Annotated in this window: 19 protein-coding genes; 12 read left to right on the plus strand and 7 right to left on the minus strand. The window is 48.5% G+C overall.

Going from position 1 to position 25227, the window contains the following annotated elements; all coding sequences use genetic code 11:
- The first annotated feature begins 79 nt into the window (after nucleotides 1-79).
- Nucleotides 80-418 (plus strand): hypothetical protein, encoded by a 339-nt coding sequence (locus OEU88_RS06675; protein ID WP_262694359.1) that lies wholly within the window; start codon nucleotides 80-82, stop codon nucleotides 416-418.
- A 52-nt stretch (nucleotides 419-470) separates the two neighbouring features.
- Here the strand turns inward: OEU88_RS06675 and OEU88_RS06680 are convergent, their stop codons facing one another.
- Nucleotides 471-674, minus strand: a complete 204-nt coding sequence (locus tag OEU88_RS06680; RefSeq protein WP_262694360.1) for a hypothetical protein — start codon at nucleotides 672-674, stop codon at nucleotides 471-473.
- Nucleotides 675-981: 307 nt separating this feature from the next.
- On the opposite strand from OEU88_RS06680, the gene OEU88_RS06685 reads away from it, so the two are divergent.
- Nucleotides 982-3417, plus strand: coding sequence for an ABC transporter permease (locus OEU88_RS06685; RefSeq protein WP_262694361.1), 2436 nt, complete (start codon nucleotides 982-984; stop codon nucleotides 3415-3417).
- A 24-nt stretch (nucleotides 3418-3441) separates the two neighbouring features.
- Here OEU88_RS06685 and OEU88_RS06690 read toward each other — a convergent pair whose 3' ends face one another.
- On the minus strand, nucleotides 3442-4413 hold the full coding sequence (locus tag OEU88_RS06690) for a pyridoxal-phosphate dependent enzyme (protein ID WP_262694362.1): 972 nt from the start codon (nucleotides 4411-4413) through the stop codon (nucleotides 3442-3444).
- 198 nt (nucleotides 4414-4611) lie between these two features.
- Between OEU88_RS06690 and OEU88_RS06695 the strand changes: the two genes are divergently transcribed.
- Nucleotides 4612-5025 (plus strand): DUF2306 domain-containing protein, encoded by a 414-nt coding sequence (locus OEU88_RS06695; RefSeq protein ID WP_262694363.1) that lies wholly within the window; start codon nucleotides 4612-4614, stop codon nucleotides 5023-5025.
- An 8-nt stretch (nucleotides 5026-5033) separates the two neighbouring features.
- On the opposite strand, the gene OEU88_RS06700 is transcribed toward OEU88_RS06695, so the two are convergent.
- Nucleotides 5034-5567 (minus strand): winged helix-turn-helix transcriptional regulator, encoded by a 534-nt coding sequence (locus OEU88_RS06700; protein ID WP_262694364.1) that lies wholly within the window; start codon nucleotides 5565-5567, stop codon nucleotides 5034-5036.
- Between the two features lie 113 nt (nucleotides 5568-5680).
- Here OEU88_RS06700 and OEU88_RS06705 point away from each other — a divergent pair, with 113 nt between their 5' ends.
- The 3 genes from OEU88_RS06705 to OEU88_RS06715 all read left to right on the plus strand — a co-directional run bounded on the left by OEU88_RS06705 (nucleotide 5681) and on the right by OEU88_RS06715 (nucleotide 8022).
- Nucleotides 5681-6424, plus strand: coding sequence for an SDR family oxidoreductase (locus tag OEU88_RS06705; protein WP_262694365.1), 744 nt, complete (start codon nucleotides 5681-5683; stop codon nucleotides 6422-6424).
- Nucleotides 6425-6435: 11 nt separating this feature from the next.
- Nucleotides 6436-7038 (plus strand): 2-hydroxychromene-2-carboxylate isomerase, encoded by a 603-nt coding sequence (locus OEU88_RS06710; protein ID WP_262694366.1) that lies wholly within the window; start codon nucleotides 6436-6438, stop codon nucleotides 7036-7038.
- Between the two features lie 198 nt (nucleotides 7039-7236).
- Nucleotides 7237-8022 (plus strand): substrate-binding periplasmic protein, encoded by a 786-nt coding sequence (locus tag OEU88_RS06715; protein ID WP_262694367.1) that lies wholly within the window; start codon nucleotides 7237-7239, stop codon nucleotides 8020-8022.
- A 20-nt stretch (nucleotides 8023-8042) separates the two neighbouring features.
- Here the strand turns inward: OEU88_RS06715 and OEU88_RS06720 are convergent, their stop codons facing one another.
- Together OEU88_RS06720 and OEU88_RS06725 are read right to left on the minus strand one after the other, a co-directional pair.
- Nucleotides 8043-10232 carry a DEAD/DEAH box helicase gene (locus OEU88_RS06720; protein ID WP_262694368.1) on the minus strand — a complete coding sequence of 730 codons (2190 nt, stop codon included), beginning with the start codon at nucleotides 10230-10232 and terminating at the stop codon, nucleotides 8043-8045.
- A 228-nt stretch (nucleotides 10233-10460) separates the two neighbouring features.
- On the minus strand, nucleotides 10461-10874 hold the full coding sequence (locus OEU88_RS06725) for a hypothetical protein (protein ID WP_262694369.1): 414 nt from the start codon (nucleotides 10872-10874) through the stop codon (nucleotides 10461-10463).
- Nucleotides 10875-11277: 403 nt separating this feature from the next.
- Between OEU88_RS06725 and OEU88_RS06730 the strand changes: the two genes are divergently transcribed.
- The 5 genes from OEU88_RS06730 to OEU88_RS06750 all read left to right on the plus strand — a co-directional run bounded on the left by OEU88_RS06730 (nucleotide 11278) and on the right by OEU88_RS06750 (nucleotide 20099).
- Entirely contained in the window at nucleotides 11278-11616 is a 339-nt protein-coding gene (locus tag OEU88_RS06730; RefSeq protein ID WP_262694370.1) for a DUF4112 domain-containing protein, read from the plus strand.
- A gap of 195 nt (nucleotides 11617-11811) precedes the next feature.
- Nucleotides 11812-13665 carry a gamma-glutamyltransferase family protein gene (locus OEU88_RS06735; protein ID WP_394805242.1) on the plus strand — a complete coding sequence of 618 codons (1854 nt, stop codon included), beginning with the start codon at nucleotides 11812-11814 and terminating at the stop codon, nucleotides 13663-13665.
- Between the two features lie 187 nt (nucleotides 13666-13852).
- Nucleotides 13853-14278, plus strand: a complete 426-nt coding sequence (locus OEU88_RS06740) for a hypothetical protein (RefSeq protein WP_262694372.1) — start codon at nucleotides 13853-13855, stop codon at nucleotides 14276-14278.
- A 103-nt stretch (nucleotides 14279-14381) separates the two neighbouring features.
- Nucleotides 14382-17579 (plus strand): amidohydrolase family protein, encoded by a 3198-nt coding sequence (locus OEU88_RS06745; RefSeq protein ID WP_262694373.1) that lies wholly within the window; start codon nucleotides 14382-14384, stop codon nucleotides 17577-17579.
- 69 nt (nucleotides 17580-17648) lie between these two features.
- Nucleotides 17649-20099 (plus strand): CehA/McbA family metallohydrolase, encoded by a 2451-nt coding sequence (locus OEU88_RS06750; RefSeq protein ID WP_262694374.1) that lies wholly within the window; start codon nucleotides 17649-17651, stop codon nucleotides 20097-20099.
- Between the two features lie 130 nt (nucleotides 20100-20229).
- Here OEU88_RS06750 and OEU88_RS06755 read toward each other — a convergent pair whose 3' ends face one another.
- A complete protein-coding gene (locus tag OEU88_RS06755; protein WP_262694375.1) occupies nucleotides 20230-21240 on the minus strand; it encodes a GGDEF domain-containing protein in 1011 nt (336 codons plus the stop codon).
- Between the two features lie 111 nt (nucleotides 21241-21351).
- Nucleotides 21352-21681 carry a DUF2834 domain-containing protein gene (locus OEU88_RS06760; protein ID WP_262694376.1) on the minus strand — a complete coding sequence of 110 codons (330 nt, stop codon included), beginning with the start codon at nucleotides 21679-21681 and terminating at the stop codon, nucleotides 21352-21354.
- Between the two features lie 802 nt (nucleotides 21682-22483).
- On the opposite strand from OEU88_RS06760, the gene OEU88_RS06765 reads away from it, so the two are divergent.
- Nucleotides 22484-25189 (plus strand): TonB-dependent receptor plug domain-containing protein, encoded by a 2706-nt coding sequence (locus OEU88_RS06765; RefSeq protein ID WP_262694377.1) that lies wholly within the window; start codon nucleotides 22484-22486, stop codon nucleotides 25187-25189.
- Nucleotides 25190-25227 lie beyond the last annotated feature (38 nt).

Consider the following 25227-nt stretch of genomic DNA (forward strand, 5'->3'; position numbering starts at 1 on the left):
TAACTCTTTGAGACTGTATCTTTTAATGACATGGGCCGTGGCTGCATTTATGAATGCGGAAACTATGTAGGGTGTGCTGGTGAAAGATACGTTCAAAATTACCGAATGGTTAGAAGCTCAGGTGGGTCGCAGCAAGGCGGATGTCATTCTGGACGCTGAAGCTAAAGCAGCTGAGACCAAAACCGCAATTATCATGGCACAGCGCGACCGCCGCGTAAGCCTGCAAACGCGCGCTGTCGTTAGCATGATTTCAAAAGCGGATAGTCGTATTCGGTATTTTCTCACCTTCGCACGCAGCCTTGATAAACGACCGATTGGTGTTATCGCCGCAGATTGGCAGAGGTATCACGCCATTGTTGCCGCATGGGTGGAGCGAAGTGATGTACCGCCTGAAACGTTGGCGCTTTTCGGAGAATAAATAGCGAAGTTGTGCAAAGGCGGCGAAACTAGTGTGCTTTTATGTTTAAACCCTAAGTATTCGTTTCTGTTGGCCAGTTTTGATACGCACTTGGATAATTCAGAAACTCATTTCCGTAAGTATACCAAATGAACGGCACAATGCGGCGCGCTCGTTTGTATCTTCGCTTGCCTAACTCTGCAGGCAGACGTGATTGTCGAAATGTCTTGTCTGTGGCAACGTCCAGCACAATGTGCGGGAAAAGTTCGATACTCATGAAGACCACCCAATCTCATGCTTCTCATCGCGTTGTAAAACTGCAGGAAAACTATGATCAAACTATGACGTTGTTGAACTGTTTATGAGAAAACCTTGCGGTTTTGTTTGCGAGAAAGTGGCTGTTCGATTTCGAACGCGATTGTTCGATAACGAACAGTAATAGGCATCGTTGGGGCACTGTGAAAAAGCTAAAACATTAAAAATAAAGGACTAAACATGATGAAATGCCTTGGCATAAACTTTGCTAAATATTGATGGTTAATCAAAAATAGTTAAGTCACGACGTTACCTTTTAGGGAGTTCATATGTTCAAGCAGGTCATCAAATCAGGGTTCCGACAGATAATACGCAAACCGGTTTTGCCTGTTCTAAACATGATTGGGCTTGCGGGCGGCATTGCAGCTACCATCCTCATTCTGCTCTATGCACATGTTGAATTGAACTTTGATAGCTGGGTCACTGACCAAGAGCGACTTTACCGTGTGGAGGGGCAGTTCCTGCGCGGTCAAGGTTACATGATCAACACTATGACACCACTTGCCCCTAAAATGGCTGATGAAATCAGTGAGGTGGAAACAGCTGTGCGTGTTGGTAACAGGCTATGGACAGTTGAACATGGTGATTTTCTGAACTACGAGAATGTGACTGTTGCTGACGCTGACTTTTTGAAAATATTCCCGGTAGAGTTTGTTGAAGGTAATGCAGAGAATGCTTTTCGCTCGCTCAATAGTACCATTTTATCACAGTCCATGGCGGTTAAATATTTTGGCAGCGAAACGGCTCTGGGGAAGACGTTTACAGCGAATGACATTGAATATTCGGTGACGGGTGTGTTCAAGGATTTACCGCAATATACTGATTTTTCCTTCGACTTTGTTATGCCTTTTCAGGATCAGTTTGCTAATCGCCCTGAATCATGGAGCAATGTAAGCCTGCGCACCTATGTGCGCCTTAAGGAGGGTGTAAATGTCGAAGATGTTCATGCAAAACTTGCTGCATTTGTTGACCAGCACAGGCCGTTCAATGTTAGCTCTCCCGGCGAAATGAAGGATATCTTCAGGCTGTTCCTTCAACCTTTTGGCGATATTCATTTAGGCTCAAGTGGGCGTTCGGCTGGTAACAGCATCGGGAACTATACAACGGTGTATGGCTTCCTTGCAGTGGCGATCATGATCCTTGCCATATCAACTTTTAACTATGTCAGCCTGGCGATGGCACGTGCGGTTGAACGCGAAAAAGAGTTTTGTATCAGGAAAGTCTCAGGAGCTAGTGCCAAGCATATTGTTACACATGTTATGACTGAATCTATCTTGCAAACAGTGCTTGCGGCGCTGCTTGGTTTGCTGGTTGCAGATGATCTATTGCCCTTTTTTGGCTCCATTGTTGGCGTGGAATATTCACTGGCGGAGATATTTCAAACCGAAGGCTTTATCGTATTTGCTTTGTCTATTTTTGGGCTTGGTATTTTGGCAGGGTTGTATCCAGCTGTTATTACCAGTCGGTTTCGTCCAGTCAAATTTTTGTCTGGAGGTCGTTCGCAGCGCGCAGAAGTTAATCGCTTTCGCCGCGTGTTGGTTTTTATCCAGTTTACGGCATCCATTTCGTTGTTGATTGGGGCTATGACAATCAACCAGCAAATCACTCACATGAATACGCTGGACGTAGGGTATAACCCATCGAATTTACTATTGGTGCGCGGGATAAACAGAGCAGATACCGCGCGTGCAGAATCGTTTAAAGACCGTGTGCGCAATATTGAAGGTATTCAATCAGTGACCCGCTCTGAAGTTGTGCCCGGTGATAATTCTTTTTCAGTCGAGGGCTTTTTCTCCAAACATGTTGCGCAGGATCAAGATGTGGGTTTGCGATTGGTTGCATCTGATTATGATTTCTTTGATACCTTTGGTGCGTCAATAGCGGCTGGTCGCGCGCTCAATGAACAGTATGCAGCAGATCAGGTTAACCTGAGACGCATTCGCACGGCACCGACAGACACAAACACGAGAAATGTTGTTATCAATCGTTTGGCAGCAACTTCATTGGGGTACGCAAACCCTGAAGCGATTATTGGCGAACCTATTTATATGACTGTAGACAGTGGTGGTTTTATGACCGTTACGGTTGTTGGTGTTGTGGATGACATGCAGTTTATTTCTGCACGAACAACAACAGACCCGAAGGTTTATTTCAGGCATGCCGATATTTTTCGGACGCTCACTGTGCGGTTTGACCCAGCGCGCGAGCAAAGCGTTGTTTCAGAATTACAAACTGTGTGGCGTGAAATGTACCCTGAGATACCTTACCGGCAGATATTCATGGAAGAGCGCCTCGACGGCCTTTACAACCGTGAGAATCAGGAGTTGACGCTTTTCACAATATTCTCTGGCCTTGCTGCTGTTTTGTCGTTGGTTGGACTTGTGGGGCTTGTGCTTAACTCCATCAGTCATCGTACCAAAGAGATCAGCATTAGACGGGTGCACGGTGCCAGTGTTCGCGACAATATTAAATTGTTTACATGGCAATATATGAAGCCAGTGTTGGTCGCTAATATACCGGCATGGATTGTGGCTTATTATTTCCTGAGCGGTTGGCTGGAAAAATATCCGTACCGTATTGATATAAGTCCAGTTTATTATTTAATGGGCGGTGGTGCGATTGTCTCTATTACAATTTTGCTTACGACAGCATTGGTGCTCAAGGCAGCGTCTATCCCGCCTGTGCGAGCCTTGCAATACGAGTAGCAACTTGAGTAAGCCCATACTGTTTTAAGGCGGCGTTTGTCCACTCATGATGGTTTGCAGGACGCTGTTGTCGATGTTGCCGCCCGAGATGACGCAGACGACCTTTTTGCCAGCGCTCAAATGATCGGGCATATGGTGTAATGCTGCGGCCAGTGATGCTGCGCCTGCGCCTTCTGCAACTACACTGTGGTGTATCATCATTTGCCGGATTGCATCAGCAACTTGGTGGTGTGTGCTGCTTACTGCGCCGCTTATTATTTGCTTTAGCAATGGCCACACGGCGTCCAGTACAATCTTGCCTCCCATGCCATCAATAAAGCTGATGGTGTGCTCTACCTCTATGGGACTGCCGTTTGCCAGTGTACCTGCAACAGGCATCGAGGTTTCAGATTCTGCTGCGATTAATCGTGCGTCGCTGCCTGCCCCTTTAACTGCACTGCCGATGCCGCAGGCCAACCCTCCGCCACCAACAGGCACGGTGATGATGTCCGCATCGGGCAAGTCTTCCAGAATTTCTGCGCCGATAGTTGCGTTACCTGCCATCACTGTCTGTTCACAAACGGGATGAATGAACTGCCCTTCCATTGGTGTGTTGCGAGTTTCCAGTGTGTGCCACCACTCTGCGTAAGGCACTTCTACAATGATGGCACCAAGTTTGCGCATAGCGTCAATTTTGGTGCGTGCAGCTGTGTCTGGCACAATGACAGTGCATTTTACGTCCAGCAGGTTTGCTGCGGCACAAAGACCTTGACCAAAATTGCCAGCGCTTGCTGTCACCACGCCTTGTTTTAGTACGCCGGCCGGGAGCGATTTGATAGCATTAGTGGCTGCGCGCACCTTAAACGAGCCGAAGCGCTGTGTGTTTTCCAGCTTCAGGTATATTTGGTGCTTGCTCGATGGGGCCTCACCAAAAAACGGTACTAGCGGTGTGCGCACAATAACACCTTCAAGATTTTTGCGCGCTTCTGCAATGTCAGCTTTTGTTGGTAAATGCATCTACTTCTCCGTACCAGAAGATTGGTATTTTAGCAGAAAATTGACGTAACTATAGCGCTCCCATCATGTGTTGCCAGCGAAAGGGTGGTTTGTTCGTAACTTGAAGCAGGGCGTTTCATCCCAATATAGATACATAAGGGTTTCATTCTCATGCGTGTGTAGAAATGATCAAAAGCCCATGACAGTGAGGGGAATACTATGAACATTGATGTGTTCGAGCGGTTACCAATCCAAATTACCATCCATTTGTTTACAGCCATTGCAGCTTTTTTTCTTGGGGCTTATCAGCTCATGCGAAAGAAAGGCACGCGCCATCATAAGCAGGTGGGCTGGGTGTGGATGGTGTTGATGGTCGTTGTGGCTGTTAGCGCTATTTTTATTCAAGGGTTTGAAGGTAGCAGTATGCCAACCCTTTGGGGTTTTTCGCCTATTCATTTGTTTGTTGTGCTCACACTTTATAATGTGCCCAAGTCAATCATAGAGATCAGGCGAGGCGATGTTGCCGCACACGCCAGTTCTGTCCGCGGGCTTTATATGGGCGGTATGGTGATTGCCGGTGCCATTGCTATGATGCCGGGGCGTCTAATGTGGCACATCATGTTTGGTGACTGATAGCTAGTTTATTTGCGGTACATGTCAGCAGGCTTGGTTTTGCGGTTTGTCTCCGCCAGATGCGCCGCAGCTTCAGCTAGCCTTATGTGTACAGCGTTGCTTGCGCCGGGACCAGGTGCAAATGCAATGTTTTTTTCATCAATTGGGTCACCCTTTACATCGTGAATTTGCAACTCGTTTAACGGTTCGCCCGTAGTGCGGTCAATCAGCAAAATAGGTTCAGTGCCTTTGCCGTAAACATGTGTGTTGCCCCATTGTGCTATGGCAATCATAACGGTTTGCAAAGCACGCCCCTTGTCCGTTAATGCGTATGCGTGTGTTGTGCCGCGGTCAGCAAAGATAGTGCGCTTAAAGACGCCTTCACTCACTAATGTATTCAGGCGACTAGCCAATAAATTTTTTGCAATACCGGTGTTTTTCCTGAATTCGCCGAAGCGTGTGGCACCGTAGAAAGCCTCACGTACAATCAGTAATGTCCAGTGATCACCGATAATATTAAGTGCACCGGCTATGGGGCATGTTTGTGTGTGAGAACGTGACATTTTTCATCCATTTTGAGTATTTATGGCGCATGTTTATCATTATTGGTTGCAAAATTAAACCATTATTATTACTTATGGTAATATAGCGTATTCATTACGAAAGGATTGCGGTGTTGAAGAAATCTGATAGCAAACCGGCCTGCGTTATTATCGGTGCAGGCGATGATACGGGTGCTGCGATAGCGCGCGCTTTTGCGCGTGAAGGCATGACTGTTTGTCTTGTCCGCAGGCCGCGCCATGCTGATGCACTACAAGCATTGGCTGATAGTATCATTCAGGATGGAGGTAGTGCGGTTGCAATGCCAGCAGATGCACGCGATGAAGACGCTATGTCTGCCTTGTTCAATAAGGTAGAAGCAGATATTGGCCCCATTGAAGTTGCTGTTTTTAACATTGGTGCCAATGTTCGTTTTTCAATCATGGAAACAACAGCGCGCGTATACAGAAAAGTATGGGAAATGGCCTGCTTTGCAGGATTTCTTATGGGACGTGAAGCTGCCAAGCACATGCTTAAACGTGAACGTGGCACAATCATTTTTACCGGTGCCAGCGCAAGTGTGCGTGGCAGTAGCGGCTTTTCAGCATTTGCAGGCGCAAAAGCTGCGCTTAGGGCGCTTGCTCAGTCTATGGCGCGTGAACTTGGTCCCAAAAACATTCATGTGGCGCATACTGTCATTGACGGCGCGATTGACTCTAATTTCATTCGCGAGATTATCCCGCAGGTGGATGATATGCGGGAACAAAATGCAATTTTAAACCCTGACCACATCGCAGAAAATTATGTGATGCTGCATAACCAGCCGCGCACGGCGTGGACGCATGAACTAGACCTAAGACCCTGGAAAGAAAATTGGTAGGAACTTGATTGATGGCAAAAACAATAGACTTTATCTTCGATTTTGGCAGTCCTAATGCTTACTTGGCTCATCGTGCAATAGACAGTGTGCTGGCAGGTACTGATACTAAAGTGAATTACATTCCTTGTTTGCTTGGCGGTATTTTTAAAGCTACAGGCAATCAGGCGCCGATGATGGCGTTTGGCAGCATTAAAGGGAAACTGGATTACGAACGCCTTGAGATGATGCGTTTTATCAAGAAGCACGGTTTGACCAAGTTTCATTTCAATTCGAATTTTCCGGTTAATACACTGCTGTTGATGCGCGGTGCTATTGCGGCAAAGCAAGATGGTTATCTGTTGGATTACATTGAGGCAGGCCTCACTGCTATGTGGGAAGATGACAAAAAAATGGATGATCCGGATGTGTTTGTTTCGGTGATGACCGACGCTGGTTTTGATGGCGGCGCATTGCTTGCCAAAACAGCTGACCCAGATATTAAAGCACAGCTTGTTGCAAACACTGCTGCTGCTGTGGCGCGCGGTGCATTTGGTATTCCGACTTTTTATGTTGGCGACGAGATGTTTTTCGGCAAAGATCGCCTAAGACAAGTGGTCGAAGAAGCGCAACAATAGCAATTTTAAAGTTCTGGATATACTAGACTTCACATCAAACTATACGAATGTGTTATGAATTTCGGTGCCACACTGTTTGTTGGTAACCTTTAGTTCATATTTTGTGTGTAATTCAGTGCTGAGTTGAAGTTTGACGCTATGGGGAGCTGGCAAACATAATTATTTGCTCTGACCAGCAGGATCAACAAGCGTGAAACGATGATATCACTAACACAAATTAAGTGCTTGCGGCGTGTTGCTTTCGTTACATTAAGTTGTTTGGCATTTCCTGTTGCCAGTGCAGGTCAGAACCTATCTGGAAAAGCTGTAAGTATCGAGATAGCAGGTGTTATTATCCCTGGTCTTTTTGATATGGGGAACCCGGGGCCATACAACGAGATATACGACCTTATTACAGCCGACTATACTCAGCCAATTAGACTGAGAGCTCTTCCAATTCGCCGTGCGCGTCGTTCGTTTTTTGGCGAAAGATCGGACTGTATTTTTGTAGGGTCTGCAACACCGCGCGTTTATGCGGAGCGAGGTATGACGGCTGATGATCTCGTGTTTTCCAAGTCAATCAATAGTATTTCCATGATGGCTTATACGCGGCCAGGCGAGCCTGTGATTCGTAGTGAAGATGACCTGGAAGGCAAGCTGATTGCGCTTGATGCGGGTGCTGGTAGCGTCGATTTTGTCAAGCCATTGTTTTTACCGGAATCAACAGGCGCTATTCAAACGAACACACCTGCTCAGGCTTTTGCTCTACTTGAACAGAGACGTGTCGATGTTGCTGTGGCTTTTGACTATGACGTTAGCCTTTTGATGAAGCGTGATCCTGCTATCGCCAATTTCGAGTTTGAGGCCGATTACAGTATTGTGAGCAATGAAGATGTGCTGGTTTGCCGGCGCAGCAAACAGGTGGAAGAGTTGATGTCGCATGTTAATGACAAGCTTGAAGCTTTGCGCGCTAGTGGCCGATTAAGCGAAATCACCGGCAATTAGCGCGCTTACATTAATCTAAATTAATCAGTTTTCTTTCGCCGCAGCGGCGTGTCGCCGCCAGCTGTTGATGCACTTTTGCCTTTGTTCGCTTTATTGGCAGATTTAAACGCTGGTTTACCTTGTGCTTTCAATGCTGCATCGCGTTCTTTTCGCTGTGCATTTGTCCATTTTGGCTTTTTCTTTTTCGGTGTATCTTTCGCAGGCTTTGTTTTACCGGGTTTTGATTTTACTTTTGGTAAATCATCACCAACCGGCGGTGTGTATGCTGATTTTTCAGCTTTAGGTGAGGGCGCTTTTGTGGCTGCAGGCGTAGCCTTCTTGGCATAGGGCTTGTCAGCCTTTGGCTTATCTTTCCATTCAGGCTTCTCACCTTTAGGCTTGTCTTTCCAAGCCGGTTTTTCGCCGCGGGGCTTGTCGTTCTTTGGTTTATCTTTCCATGCAGGTTTTTTATCGTCACGACTGTATGGTTTTTTATCGCGATCAAATGGTTTGTGGTCACGCTTTGGCTTGTCACCATATGATTTGCGCTCAGTGTTTCCACCGTCTGTGGCGGGCGCTGGGCTACGCAGTACATCAACGGAAATAGATTTTTCTAGCTTGCGATTAGGTCCAAGTGCTGAAAGCAACTTATCAGAGATGCCTTTGGCTAATTCCACGTGTGTATTGTCATCATTGATACGAATAGCGCCGATATCTTTTTTGGTGATATCAGCAGCTTTACAGAGCATCGGTAACAACCATCGGGGCTCCGCCTTGTGTTTGCGGCCAACAGATAGTGAAACCCATGTGCCGTCAGCAAAGTCCTGGCGTTGCTCTCTGGGTTTGCGTTCACGCGGGTTGCGGTCACGGCCTTCACCGCGCACATAGCCACTGTCACGCAGTGGACCGTCGTCCGTTAATTCTTCCGGTGCAGGCTGGTTGCCAATACGCATACGTACGAGTGCCGTTGCAATTTGCTCGGCACTGTGATGGCCCATCAGTTGCTCGATGAGCGGCTTTTCTTCATCTGTTACTGGTTCGGTAAATGATGGATCACTAAGGAAACGTTCATTGTCGCGCGCTGTAATTTCTTCAACTGATGGCGGTTTTCCCCATGCCGCATCAATTTTGGCATTCTCCAACAGGCGTTCTGTGCGGCGGCGTGCGTTGTATGGCACAATTAATGTACAAACACCCTTGCGACCAGCGCGCCCTGTCCGGCCACTACGGTGCAGCAGGATTTCCTTGTTTTTAGGAATGTCGGCATGAATTACGAGTTCCAGACCTGGTAAGTCAATGCCGCGCGCAGCAACATCTGTTGCTACACACACACGCGCCCGACCATCACGCATGGCTTGCAGTGCATGTGTGCGTTCTTTCTGGCTCAACTCACCGGACAAAGCCACAACGGAAAAGCCGCGGTTGTTCAGCCGCGCTGTCATGTGGTTAACCGTTGCACGTGTGCTGCAGAAAATAATGGTGTTTTGTGCATCAAAATAACGGATCACATTGATGATCGCGTTCTCGCGGTCGCTTGGTGCCATCACCATGGCGCGGTATTCAATGTCCAGATGCTGCTTGTCGTCAGTTTTGGTAGTTACACGCACGGCATTGCGTTGATAGCGTTTGGCAAGGCCAGTGATTGTGCGCGGTACAGTGGCAGAGAACATCAGCGTACGACGTGTTTCTGGCGCAGAACCTAACATAAATTCCAGGTCATCACGGAAACCAAGATCGAGCATTTCGTCTGCTTCATCAAGCACGATGGCGCGTAGTGCTGACATATCAAGCGATGCGCGTTCAATGTGGTCGCGCAAACGGCCAGGCGTGCCTACAACAATGTGTGCGCCGCGGTCGAGGTTGCGGCGTTCTGTGCGCATATCCATACCGCCTACACATGACGCAATAACGGCACCGGTTGGTGCATAAAGCCAGTCCAGTTCGCGTTTTACCTGCAGGGCTAGTTCACGTGTTGGTGCGATAACCAGTGCCAGCGGTGTGTTGGCAGCGATAAATCGTTCCGCGCCTTCTAGAATGGTAGGGGCTATGGCGATACCAAATGCTACCGTTTTGCCGGAGCCTGTTTGTGCGGAAACAAGCGCATCTGCGCCGTCAAGCTCTGGTGCGAGCATTGCCTTTTGTACCGGCGTTAGCTCGGTGTAACCGCGATTAGCAAGGGCTTGCGCCAATCCAGGAGCAATGCCGGATGCGATGCCATCAATTTCTGTCATGTTGTTCTTTCGGGTGCGCCAGGGCGGCAACAGGTGCGGCAGGCGGGGCGCAGTATCTATTAAATGCTGACTGTATCAGCGCGTAAGGCGCACGCTCTAGCACCATTTTGTCTGTCAGACAAATTATATTAGCAACGATTGTCACAAGCTTAAGTAAGCAGCAAGGCTTCAGTTTACTGAAACCTTGCTTTGATATCAAAAAAACAGTGGCAAAAGTTATGCCTTGGTTCAGGCGTCAGTTTCGTTCGTTTTATTGCTGCCGCGTAGCCTGTTGATCGTGTCCGGTAAGAATAGCAGTACCGTTATGGCAGCGCCGGGCATCAATGCACGGTGAATGATGTTTGCCAGTTCAATGGTTGGGTAATTGGGTGCAATAAACGCTAAAAAGAAAATGCTTAGACCGAGTGTGGTCAGCGCAACAGGAAGGACAAGCGCTGTCATGATGTGCCCGGCACCCTGCATTTTGCTGACAATCCATTTCGCGCCGTACCATGGTAGTAGCGCAGTTAGGATGCACAGAACAACTACACTCAGGAGATAACCCCACGAAAAGCCGGTAAAACCGCTAACAAAATACTTTGAGGCAAAGTAAGCAGCAAAGAAAAGCCACCAAAGGATGGTTTGTATTTTGGATGCCTGCATAATGTCATCTCCTAACCGTCATGTGTAGGAAACAACTGTAATGCGATATGTGCGGTGTTTGCTCATGTCTTGCGGTGAACCGTAAGACGGTTGCGGCTATGTGTTAATATACGCCAAATCAACCCCTGTTACCCCATGTGACGGGGTTCGATTCATGGGAAGTGAAAAGCCCCCTCTCGCACTGAGAGGAGACTTTTAGCCATAGCTTTAGTGGATTATTCAGTTCTTGATCACTTACGCAATGTCACAATTTGCCATGCATCAATCTCTTTTTCCTCAAAGAAATCGCGATCCATTTCACCTGCTACGTAAACAGCTTCACCTGCTTTGTATGTAGCGTCACACTTGCAACAATGGCTACAGTTCTTACTTTCTATACATGCATGTTTGAGAGGAGCCCCGTGTGCTAAAACATGAAAAACGCGTGAGACGCGTACAAAATTTGGCACAGTTACTTGACCGAAAATACCGCATTCCGGGCACGCGTTTCCGTTTTGGGCTGGATGCATTAATCGGTTTAATCCCGGGCGTTGGTGACACGATCACGGCAGTGCTCGCTGGCTGGATTATCTATCAGGCTCATAAGTGCGGTGTGCCGTTTTCTATTAAGCTGCGTATGGCTGTTAATGTGTTTATTGATTGGTTCATTGGCCTTATTCCGCTTCTCGGTGACCTATTCGATATTGGATGGCAGGCTAATTACCGCAATGCACAGCTGTTGTCGGGCTACCTAGAAAACTAAAGTTTGAATTCATTGCCTGCTATACAACGCACAGAGCCCAGCTTCTGTTTACTTTTGCACCGCTGCTGGCTAGGGTTTGCTTTGTGGGTTTACTAAGTCAAACAGGGGTCTTTTATGTTGTCACGTTTTCGTCTTTCATCCTTTAAATCAGCGGCGCGGTCTTCCGTGTTTGCGGCTGCAGTATGCAGCATTGGTATGCTTGGCGCTGGTGCACCGGCAACGGCACAAACGCTCAAGCCGGTGTTGCACGGCAAGCACTGGGTTGCGGTAACAGGTAAACCGCTGGCTGCCACGGCTGGCAGCATGACCTTTACGCGCGGTGGCAATGCGGTGGATGCAGCTTGCGCCATGCTCGCTGCTACCAGCACTATGTGGGACACGCTTGGCTGGGGCGGTGAAACACAGGCGCTGATTTACAATCCGAAAACCGGTAAAGTCATCGGTATCAATGCGCTGGGTGTGGCGCCCACTGGTGCAACGCCGGAATTCTTCAAGGGTAAAGGTATGGCATACCCGCCTGAATACGGCCCGCTTGCTGCCGTCACACCCGGTACACCAGGCGGGTTGATGGTAATGTTGGCTGAATACGGAAAGCTAAGCCTTGCTGAAGTGCTGGCACCGGCCATGCAGATGGCTGATGGATATCCGATTGAGGAAAATCAGGCCGATAACATTGAGGGCCGCAAAGAGTTGCTCTCAAGCTGGAAATATTCCCGCGAAGTGTTTTTGCCGCATCTGAACGATGATGACAGTCAAGAGCGTGCAGCGCCTTACGCTGGTGAAATTTTTCAGCAGCACAAGTTGTTAGCGACTCTCCAAAAGCTTGTGGATACCGAAGCTGCGGCACTGGCAGCCGGTAAAAGCCGCAAAGAAGCAATTTATGCAGCTTATGACCGTTTTTACCGCGGTGATATCGCAGAGGAAATGGTTCGTGGTTCCAAAGAATACGGCGGCTTGATCACGATGGAAGATCTGGATAAATGGCAGGTCTACATCGAGGAACCAGTAAGCACCAATTACAAAGGTGTGGATGTTTACAAGCTGACCACGTGGGTGCAGGGGCCAGTGCTTTTGCAAGCGCTGAACATTCTTGAGAAGCTTGATCTGAAAAAAATGGGCTACAATTCACTGGATTACATTCATGCGCTTTATCAAGCGATGAACTTGTCATTTGCAGACCGTGATTTCTATTACGGTGACCCATATGTGGCACCTGAAGAGCCAATTGGTGGTCTGTTGTCAAAAGAATATGCAGCACAGCGGCGCGCGCAAATCAACTGGGACAAAAACGACGAAAACGTTAAGCCGGGTGATCCGTATCCGTTTCAGGGCGGTGAAAACCCATACACTGACCTGCTTGAAAAATGGACACCCATTCCACCGGAAGCTTCGGGCGAAGGCGCAGATGGTTTTCAAGTTGCGGAAAACCTGACGCCGAACCTGATGACAGATGATGAAGCGTTTCTCGCGGGAACAACATCCATTCAAGCGGCAGACGAAGAAGGTTGGGTTGTATCCATCACGCCGAGCGGCGGTTGGATACCAGCGTTTATTGCAGGTGAAACCGGCGTTGGCCTTAGCCAGCGTATGCAAAGCTTCGTTCTTGATGAAAGCCTGAACCCGTTTAATGTTGTGGCACCGGGCAAGCGTCCGCGTGCAACGTTGACACCAAGCCTTGCACTTAAAGACGGCAAGCCGCTGATGGCCTTTTCGGTACAAGGCGGCGACAGTCAGGATCAGAACCTGCTGCAGTTTTTCCTCAACATGATTGAGTTCGACATGAACGTGCAGGAAGCGGTTGAGGCACACAATGTCACCAGTTATCAGATGCAAAGCTCGTTCGGCGCGCACAAATCAGAGCCGGGCCGCATTCAGGTGACAGGCAAAGTGTCTGAGTGGGTGCGCGGTGAGCTGACCAAGCGTGGTTACCGTGTTGAGATTGTGAACCGGACCTACAGCCCTGTGACTGCGATCTATTTTGATCACAAAACAGGATCTATGTGGGGCGGTGCCAGCGACAGCGGCGATGACTACGGTATAGCCTGGTAGAAATCATGAATGCAGGTTGCTGTCGATTAAGGCAGCAACCTGCCAGCTCGACTGGATGCTTGTGAGTTCTCAGAATCAGTAAGCTATAATGCATAAGTTTCGGCAGTTTTTGCGCGCCAGTTGGTTGGTAAATAGCTCATATGCTAGTATCATCTCATCAACGTCACTGGAAAGGTCAGGATTTTAGATGGCAGAACTCAACCCCAGTTATGTCACCGCTGTCGCGGAACAATTATCCTTTGTTAGTGCCTTCTTGGGCGGTATCTCGGCAACCATACTCGTAACTATCTTGGTTTTTACCTCGGAAAAGAAATCAGTTAGCTGGATAGTTGGTGCATCGGCGTTAGCGGCTTGCAGTTTATTGATTGCGGTTGTTGCTTCATGGCGATTAATCATTCTCCTCCATCCAGACTTTCCAAAACCCATTGATGTGACTGTTATGAACATTTTGTGGGCAAGTATGTTGCTTGGATATGGTTTGGGTTTCCTTAGTCTGCTTGCCAGCATTGGCTTGTCTGGATGGCTTCGTTCAAGAAAAACGGGTCTAATAACCACGAGTATAGCTATAGTAGCAGTTCTGTTCTTTGTTTTAGCTACGCCATTTGGGTTTTAGTTGTGCCATTTGGGCTATAGAAATACGGGTGTAGTCTGCGTATAACAATACAGGTGTTTTGAGTTGTTTTAACAAACATGCCTTGGATGAGGCTTGAGGGATTATGATGACTTTAAACATTTCAGCGAAATTGGTATCGGCACTGACGGCCGCAACAATGCTGACCGCGTTGCCATCTTTTGTGGCATCTGCAATAGATGATAGCGCAGATAAAAAAGAATGGTCGATCGACACCGCAAACCCTGAGGGTACCCCGACACAGCTTGTAGAGTTTGAAACATCTGAAGGCACGTGGATGAGCCTTGATGTGTCGCCGGATGGCGAGACCGTTATCTTCGATCTGCTTGGGCACATATACGAAATGCCGGTTGCCGGTGGTGTTGCCAAGGCGCTGACCAGTGGGCGGTCATGGAACCATCTGCCACGCTTTAGCCCGGACGGTAGCGAGATCGCGTTCACGTCAGACCGTGACGGCGTTGACAATATTTGGATCATGAACCGCGAAAGCGGCAAGCTTGAAAACCTGACCAAATCCAAAGAACCTGTGGTGCGTGCCAGTTGGTCTGCCGATGGGCGGCATATTATGGCATCCCGTTATCCGCGTGAGCTGACACTGCACGGCGAGATCTATAACCGTTTTGGAGAAAAGCAAAAGATTGCTGACAGTGCTATTTTCAGTTTTGCTAATCAGTATGTTGATGATGCCAAGCGTGGTTTTATTTACTACGAACACGCAAATGGTCGCCTGCCAAGCGACGGTGCCCGTATATACCGATACAACAAAGCGACTGCCGAGGCTGAGATATATGTGCAAAAAGCTGGCGGAGCGTTTAACCCACATTTGTCACCGGACGGTGATCAGTTGGCCTTTATGGGCCGTGAAGATTTAACCACCACGCTTTATGTGCGCGACCTGAAAACAGGCAAGGACCGTATGGTCCGCACCGGCCTTGACCGTGACCAGATGGAAAACGGAAACCATTACGGTGCGGGTGCAGGCATGGCGTGGGTATCCGGTACGGACCTTTTGTTCAGTGATGGCGGTAAGATTGTGCGCATCAATACGGCAACAGGTGACGTGCGCAATATTCCGTTTACCGCGCAGGTATCCCGCGAAGTGAACAGGACTGTGCGCACGGTTAATAAAATTAAAACGGGGGAAAGCAAAACGCGTATTCAGCGCTTCGCCAGCCCTGCAGCAGGCGGTATTCTATCAGAAGCACTTGGTGATCTGTATCTGCACACCGACAAAGGCGTGCGCAATATTACCAACAGCGATGTGCTTGAAGCCAGCCCGGTCTATAACAGCGCCGACAAGAAGGTATATTACGCGACCTGGAGTGACCAAGACATGGGTGCCATATACCGCCGCAGTTTGCGCGGCGGTCGTCCAGAAAAGTTAACTGAGCTTGCTACACAGTACGGCGCATTATCCCTTTCATCTGATGGCAAAATGCTGGCGTTCTTGCGCGGGCCCGGCACATTGGCTAATGGCACACGACTGGAAAATCAGACCAGTTTCGAACTGATGGTCCGCAAAAGTGACGGCACGATCAGTAAAGTGACAGACGTGCGTGCAAGCTGGTCAAATGGCAACACGCCGGAAATTCGCCGTGCTTCCCCTATACGGTTTTCGGATGATGGGCAGTCTATTTACTTCGCGGAATTTAGTGATGATGGCCTGATGCTGAAACGCATTGGTTTGAACGGTGAAGGCGAGAAAACACTCTATAATTTCCCGGTGTCTTCACGTGCGATGCTGTCGCCTGATATGAAATGGATCGCCTTTCGTGAATACCAGCGCAATTTCGTAACACCGTTTGACTATGTCGGTAAGACGGTGACGATCAGCGCTGAAAACAAAATGGGTTTCACCAAGCGTATTGATACCGAAGAAGGCGTTTATCTGGGCTGGCAAGCAGACAGCAACGGCCTGTATTGGACACGCGGTACGCAGTTCTATGAAAAAGCTCTGGATGATGTGCTGGCAGACAAAAAAGACAGCGCCAGGAAAACAGATATTGCTGTTGCCTATACGGTTGCCAAGCCTGACAGCACGATTGCGCTAACGGGTGCAACGGTAATCACGGTGGATAGCGACCGCCGTGTGATTGAAGGTGCAACAGTGCTGGTGAGAGATGATAAAATCGTCGCCATTGGCACAGATGTGACCATTCCTGACGGCGCAAAGGTGTTTGACGCCACTGGTAAATATATCATGCCAGGTATCGTTGATGCACACGGTCACTACGGCGGCGACAATCAGTCTTTCCTGCATACAATTGAAGGGTCGTTGCCAGGGCTTTTGTCACCGCTCGCACACGGGGTCACCACATTATACGAAGTATATGGTACCGCTGAAAAAGACGCATGGGTGCGTGATCGTCTTGAGGCCGGTAAAACGTACGGCGCGCGCCTGTTTACAAGCGGCACGCCTATTTTTGGTGCCAAATACCGTAAAGGCTTGATGCGCCCCATTACTTCGTACGAAGATGCGTATCAGGCGTTAAGTTACAATAACGCATTTGGTGCGGAAGCAGTGAAGGATTACACGCAGTTTAACCGTGTTGCCCGTCATGCCACCGTGGCAGCGTCGCGTGCGCTTGGCATTCATGATGTGGCGGAAACCGCTGCGAATTTCCAGATGAATATGACCCAGGTTATTGACGGTATTACCGGTCTTGAACATTCGATGGCAATGACCCCGCTTTATAGCGACGTAACGAAGTTTATGGCTGCAACAGAGGTTGGTATTACGCCGACATTAATCGTTGTGTACAACGGCCCGTCTGGTGAAACGTATTTCCACCGGAAAGAACGTGTTTGGGAAGATGCAAAGCTGTTAAAGTTCCAAACGCGGGATGAGCTTTTGCGCACACGCCGCCCAACCTATTTCCGGGACGACGAGCAGTATGCGCCCAAAATGGCAGCCGCATTGAAACCGCTTTATGAGGCGGGCGTGTCCTTGCAGCTTGGTGCACACGGCCAAATGAGCGGCCTTGATGCACACTGGGAAATGGAGCTGTATCAAATGGGGGGCTTTACACCAGCGCAGGTTATTGAAATCTCGACCATTAATGGTGCCTGGTATCATGGCTTTGGTGATGAGCTAGGTTCGCTTGAGACGGGTAAGTTTGCTGACTTGATCGTGCTTGATAAAAACCCGCTTGAAGACATCAAAAACGCGCGTGCCATAAGTTGGGTAATGCAAAACGGGGTGATGTATAGCGGGGCAGATGCATCGCGCATATACCCGAACCCGGCACCCACACCGTCGATGTATTTTCAAGCCAAAGACTGAAAACTAAATAAAATAAAGGTAATCGGTGACCTCGGGGGCAACGGTTATCTAATTAAAAAGGGGATCGCGATGACCACATTCAACACTGGTATAATCGGGGGTGTGCTCGGTGTGTTTTGTGCAGGGCTGTTTGCTGCCGATGTGTCCGCGCAGTGGACAAATCGTTATCCGAAAGTGGATGGCTTTGGGCATCAGGTTTATCTCGAAGGCCATGAGTTCCCGAGCTTAACCTCTGGTCCTATTGATCCTGCCGCATCGCCGGACGGTAAAACACTGGTTTACGCAGACGCGGGGTTTATCTGGTCGCTTGATTTGGCATCGGGCAACGCTGTGCGCATTACTGACACGAAGGCTGTGGACGCGCGACCACGCTGGTCGCCGGACGGTAAGCTGATAACCTTCATCAGGGATGACGGTGCTGATACCAGCATTATTGTGCGGAGTATGGAAAGCGGCAGTGAAACAGTCATTAACACGCCTACAATCGAGTTGGATCCAACTTTCTCAGCAGATGGTCAATATGTGTATTTTACGTCTGGTATTGGCGGCACACTGAATATTTGGCGTCAACACCTGAGCGCTGGCAACCGTGAGCAAGTGACCGACATTGCGGGTGTTGAACGCAACGCGCGTTTGCTGGCTGATGGCAGCGGTATGGTTTATGTGCATCTGGAAGGGTTCTCGTCCAAGCATTTGCGGTATCGCTCATTCACCAAAGGCACGGATGTTGCGCTCTATTCCACGGGTATTTCAGCGCACCTGATGGCTGATGTACACCCCAGTGAGCAAACGCTTGTGGTGACGTTGCCGGAGATTGACGATTACCGTCTGTTTAGTATGGACGTTAATCAGCCAAATTTGCGCAGTGAGTTAACGGATGGCACACGTTATGCGCTGACGCCGACGTGGAGCGCGCGCGGTGACACCATCTACTTCTCGGAACCGGATGCCAACCAGCAATACGAACTGAAGCGCACGTCTGCACACGGCGGTGCCGTTGAGGATGTAGCTATTCGCAGCAGGAATTGGGGCGAAGATCGCCGCAGTGTGACGATACGCACAGTAAAAGGCGGTGAGCCGACACCGGCGCGCTTGTCCGTGCTGGATGCGACAGGGCACCCTGTTGTGCCGAGCAAGGGTGCTGTATATTTCGACGGTGAAAACGGCATGAATTATTTCTATTCTGATGGTGCCATCACTCTTAATGTACCGGCAGGTGCGCTGACTATCACAGCAGTAAACGGCCTGATGACCAAGGCTGATCGCCAGATCATTGATTTGGGCTCTGACAATGCCGACGAAATTGAATTATCAATTGATGAGGTGTGGGATGCACCGGCGAGCGGATACGCCTCCGCTGATTATCATTTTCACCTGAATTATGATGGTCCTTACCGATTGGTGCCAGACGACCTGAAGCCAATGATGGACGGTGAAAACTTGAATGTTGGTGCTTCATTGTTGGCGAATTTGCATACGCGCTTAATCGATCGTCCCTATACAGGGCGGGATGTAACAACCACACGGGGTAACATTGTCAAGATAGGGCAAGAAGTGCGTTCGCATTTTCATGGTCATGTGGGTCTTGTGGGTATTCAGGAAGAATACCGCCCATGGCATTGGGGGCCGCGTTCTGTTTACCCAAGGCTTGCCGGTGTGGATCGCTCCAACGGCGAAGTGCTTGATTTTGCCAGCGGTAAAGGAGGCATGGTCACGTATGTTCACCCCGTGGCCAAAAATCATGATCCGTTTGAGCAGGGTAACCTGTCCAGTATTCCGCTGGAATTTGTATCTGACGCTATCCTTGCAGAAGTTCTCGGGCTTGAAATTGTATGCGCATGGACAGATGAACTGGGCACCTCGGAACTTTGGTACAGATTGTTGAATATCGGTAAACCAATTGTTGCTATGGCTGGTACAGACAGTTTCGCTGATTTTCACCGCACACCGGCACCTGGCTCCGCACGTGTGTACGCTGATATCGGCAATAAAGCAGCCACATGGAACACTGTAATGAACACGGTTCAGGCAGGTGAAACATTTGTAACCAATGCACCTGCATTGCTGTTTACTGTGGACGGAAACACCAAGCCTGGTGGCATAACGCAACATGGCAAGCGCAGATGGTCTATCAATTTAACGTCTGCACTGGCGGTCGAGAATGTTGAGGTTGTTGTGAACGGCACGGTAGTGTGGCGAAGCGCGGGCATTGATGCCGGGGAGAATAAAACCTTTAACGGAGAAGTTGACTTACCTGAAGGCGGGTGGATAGCAGCGCGTGCACACGGTGGCGCCATGGCATGGCCCGGAATGGATAGTTATCCGTTTGCACATTCATCACCTATCTGGATTGGCGAGAAAGGCAGCACTGATGCAATGGCAAAGGCGGCAGCTTCGGCTGATCTTGTTCGGGCACTGGACAGCGCATCAAATCGTGTTGCGGCCGCATATGCTGATGGGGAACAGTTGAAAATATTTAATGCCCGCATTGAAGCCGCGAAGGCAGTGCTTCGTGATTAATTTCTGATCTTTCGGTAATATAGGTGAAGCGATGCAGGTGCGCCGATGAGCGCAGGAATAGGTAAGACAGTGCATAAAGAGTTTGCGGTGGCCTTTGATTGTCGCCACAGTTTTTGTCGCAATTGGCTACTTAAGCAATGGCTTCGCTAGACCAGTTTTCCAGCGCGGGAATGTGAATTTTAATATTATTCCGACCAGATGATTTGGCCTCGTAGAGTGCAGTATCTGTTCGCTCAATCCACGTGTTTACACCGATGCTGCTATCTACCTCTGAGATGCCGCCACTGATGGTTACTCTGATGCCGTCAGTGAATGCGTACTCTTCGATGCGCGCGCGTATATCATCTGCAAGAAAGGCAGCGTTTTGTAGTGGTGTGTGTCGTAGAAGAATAGCGAACTCTTCACCGCCATACCTGAAAAACTGATCGGTTTCCCTGATCCGGTTTTTAACAATTTTCGATACATCACGTAAAACTTTGTCGCCGGTTATGTGGCCGTGCTCGTCGTTGATCTTTTTAAAGTGATCAAGGTCAAACAGGAAGAGGACACCAATTACCTGATAACGCTGATGATCTTCCAATGCCGCGTTGATTGATTTGTGAAACGTGTGGCGGTTCAGTGCTTTGGTTAATGGATCATGTGTTGCCGTTGCATTCAGCGTATCAAGCAGGCGATCAATCAGGTATGAAAAACAAAAGGAAAAGGCGCCAACCAGAATGACGGTGGAATATATGCGGAATAAAACATCAGTCTCAAAATGCCCGGAGACAAGGAAAAAGGCGGCGCCTGTGAAAACGAGAGAGCTGACGGCAGCGTCTATTAGCTCGAGCATAAGAAACAAGGTGACAATGCCAACATAAACCCAATAAACGCCGAACTCGGGATTAGAATATATGGCAAACAATAATGTGGTGGGCAGCACAGCCAGTATGCCGCGCCCTTTCCAGAGGTACCGGCCATCTTTGAAAAGAAAAAACGATACGATGCCGAAATAAACGCCGCAAATCATGCTGAGTAGAAACATTTGCGTATAACTTGTAGACAGTTGCACTGCGGCAAATGTAAAGGCGCCAATACAGCCAACACCATTGATGTACAGCCTGAGCGTTCGCTTATAATTACTGATCTCTTCCAGTATCATTCTATACCCCCAAGGTATATTGCGCCGCGTCGATTAGAGTTGGCGTATCACGTGCATTCAGCAAGTTAGCGTCTGTAGGTTTCCAACAAGTTAATGCGAGGGCTGGGCGGTTTAGACCGTTGCTTCGGGTTGGCGTGCCCGCAGGATTAAATAGTAAGCAAAAGCAACAGCAATGCCGGGTACAAAACATAAAATGATAGCCACCCAACCGCCGCGCACGTGGTGCGTGCTGCGCTCGTAAATGATCCATGTGATCAAAATCAGACCCGTAATGATAGTGTCCAGCGAATAACCCGATGCGTATGGGTTTACAAAGCCAGCGGCAAAGGCGCCAATAATGTCGCCACTCTCGATTAGCGGCGGCATGACAATGATGGAAAAAGCAATTGTGAAGGCTGCACCCAGCAAGATAACCAGGCTTTCAAAGGTCCGTTTATTCAAAGTAAACTCCTACGTTTATGGCGTTCGGTGTATTTTAGCTTTCCAGTTGCATCGTTTGCAAACACGAACCAAAGAACGGTGAAACAAGTTAAGCGTGTAAAGTTTAACTTTTCATGCGGAATTGGTCAGATTCCATGGTGGTTTGGAATTCACATAAGCATCCAACTAAAGTTGTTTCGCTGTTAGTGGAATATTAGCTTTAAAATATGCCTGAAACTTAGCAAAAAGAATGTGCTTTTTATTCAATTTTTGCACCGCCTGCATGATATGGAAGGCAAAATTGTATATTAAAACGAACATGCTTAAATGTCGTTGTGTTGAGTTTTTTTATAATTTTATGTCGCAATAAATATCAAGTTTCTTATCTTATTTCATTTTTCTCATTGTTGCTTTTTTGTGACATTAGTTTTTTTCTTCAGAGTTTCGCTATATGTGACTGTTTGGTCAAGATTGTAATAATTGGTTGAAGGTGTCAGAAAACTTATGTGAGTTAATATTAATACGATTGATTAATACTAGCTCTGAGCCACGGGTAGTTGTTTTGTTTATGTAACTTTAGTTTATTTAAAGAGGCTCTTTGAGTGATGAAGTGCTGAGACGCACTCTACATTGGAGATGTTATGTAACAGCTATAGGTTGAAATAAATGCATATGCTTTTTGCTTTCATCCTGTGCATACACGATTCAAATATTAATATGCGCCAGTGTTTACGGCGCAATGAAGTGGGTAAGTCTGTCACGATTGGGGAAAAGCTGGGCCATAAAAACAGCTTTAATTAGTGAAAAGAACGGGGAGACCACTATGATTAAAAGTCCTTTTAAAAGGCATGTCACTTTGCTGACATCGACGGCGCTACTATCAAGCATGATGGCTTTGCCTGCCGTTGCTCAAACAAATGAAGAAGATGATGACGGTGTTAAAGTTGTCAATGTTGAGGAAATCACGACAATTGGTTCGCGCCGAAAAGGCCGTTCAGCAGGAGATACACCTGCGCCCATCGACGTAATTTCAGTTGGCGAATTCAGGCAGAGTTCAGCAAGCGATGTGCAAGACTTGCTTAGAACTTCTGTTCCGTCATTCAATATTAACGCGCAGCCAATTTCCGATGCAGCAAGTATTGTGCGTCCTGCAAACTTACGTGGTCTGTCTCCTGACAACACGCTGGTTCTGGTAAACGGTAAGCGGCGTCACCGTGGTTCCGTTATCTCTTTCCTTGGCGGTGGTATCTCTGATGGCGCACAGGGTGTAGACATTTCGGCCCTTCCATCAATTGCGCTGAAGCGCGTTGAAGTTCTGCGCGATGGTGCATCATCCCAGTATGGTTCAGATGCGATTGCCGGTGTTATCAACTTTGTATTGAAAGATAATGCTGAAGGCGGAACGGTTGAAGCTACTTATGGCTCAACATACGCTGGCGACGGCGACAACTACCGGATTTCTGCTAACTTGGGTTTGCCTATTGGTGACACGGGCTTCGTAAGCTTGAGCGCTGAGTACGGCGATACAGATGGCACGGTCCGTTCTGTTGTCCGTGACGACGTATTGGCATTGATTGCTGCAGGCAATACTGATGCAGCTGATTTTGAGACGATCAACTCTTACACTGACGAAGTGCCTCAATATTGGGGACAGCCAGATGTAGAAGATGATCTGAAAGTATTTGTGAACTCAGCGATTACATTAAGTGAATCTGCTGAAGTTTATGCTTTTGGTAGTTATGCAGAGCGAACAGTTACGGGTGGTTTCTTCTACAGAAATCCAACAAACCGTGGCGGTGTTTACCGTGGCCCAAATGTTGATCCACTTACCGGCGCACTCGACCCAGACGGCGTTGCGTCTGTTCGTGTTGGTGATCTGGATGGTGTTGGCGTAGGCGAGGCTTGTCCTGCCGGTATTCCACTAACAGGAAACGCTGGTCTTATCCCTGATCCGACTGTGCTTGCTGCTGTAACTGCAAGTGCTAACTGCTTCTCTTTCATTGAAACTATCCCGGGTGGTTTTGTCCCGCGCTTCGGTGGTGACAACGAAGACTACAGCATCGCTGGTGGTCTTCGCGGCCAACTTGAGTTTGGTGCCGGCCTTGACTATGATCTGAGCATTACACACGGTGCCAACCGGACTGATTTCTTCATTAACAACACGGTGAACGCTTCGCTTGGCCCGGATACGCCGAGGAACTTTATTCCTGGTGGACAAAAGCAAACTGAAACAGCGATCAATGCTGATTTCGTGTATGCTCTTCCAAGTGATTTTGCGTCAGATATTAATATCGCCTTTGGTGGTGAATACCGCGAAGAGACATTTGATCTGTTTGCTGGTGATGCTGCGTCGTTTGCGCTTGGGCCACTTGCTGACCAAGGTTTTTCATCAAGCTCAAACGGCTTTGGTGGCTTTCCTAACAGTTCATCCAATTCACAGGACAGCTATGCTGGTTATGTTGATATCGAATTTGACCTTACCGAGGACTTAACAGTTCAAGGTGCGCTTCGTTACGAAGATTACAGCGCTTTCGGTGATACGCTTAACTATAAGCTTGCTGCACTCTATAATGCAGATGATCACCTGCGTATCCGTGCAACATATTCAACAGGCTTCCATGCACCAACTGCTGGTCAGGCCAATATTACGAACGTGACGACACAGAACGTGAACGGTGTCTTGGTCGACCAAGGTACACTGCCTTTGTCATCAGCTGCTGGCCAGTTGGCTGCAGACTTTATCGAAGCACAGGGTAATGGTCGCCCGCAGCTTGGTACTGAGGAAGCACGCAACATCTCGGTTGGTTTCGCCTTTGATTGGGGCGCTGCAACATGGACAGTTGATTTCTTCGACATCGATGTTGATGACCGCGTTGCCTTGGGTGCAAACGTTAACTTCCTTGATGCCTTGAACGCTGTTAGTGGTACAAGCTTTGACAGTGTGGGCGCGGCGCTAACGGGCCTTGATGCCGCTGGTACTATCAACCGCCAAGACTTCATCGGCCTTGATGACCTGTCTCAGTTCCGTTTCTTCTCAAACAGCTTTAGCACCAATACACGCGGTATTGATGTTGTTGGTCGTTACGGCTTTGACCTGGGCGACGGCGTTTCTAACCTGACGCTTGCTGCAAACTACACCAGAACCAAAGTGACTGATCGTGGTACGCTTAACCCGATTAATGATGGTCGTGTGGCTGCGCTAGAGGACTTGCTGCCTAACATTAAAGGTAGCTTGACTTGGACACATGCACAGGGGCCGTTCAGCACATTACTGCGTGTGAACTATTATGGCGGCTGGGACGATACTGGTAACGGTGTTAACGGCATCGGTTCAGAGTTCCTCTTTGACGCACAAGTTACGTATGAAGTCAGGGAAGGCCTAAGCATTGTTGGTGGTGTTGATAACATCCTCAGCAACCATTCTGACAGAAACCCGTTTGCTGGTAGCCTTGGTCAACTATACCCGGAAGCTGGTCCGTTCGGCTTTAACGGTGGACAGTATTACCTGAGAGTTCGGGCGCAGTTCTGATAAGAACTAAACCCAATGTTTGGAGAGAGGGCTTTTGA

The sequence above is a fragment of the Kordiimonas aquimaris genome, from assembly GCF_025574485.1.
Classification (GTDB): Bacteria; Pseudomonadota; Alphaproteobacteria; order Sphingomonadales; family Kordiimonadaceae; genus Kordiimonas; species Kordiimonas aquimaris.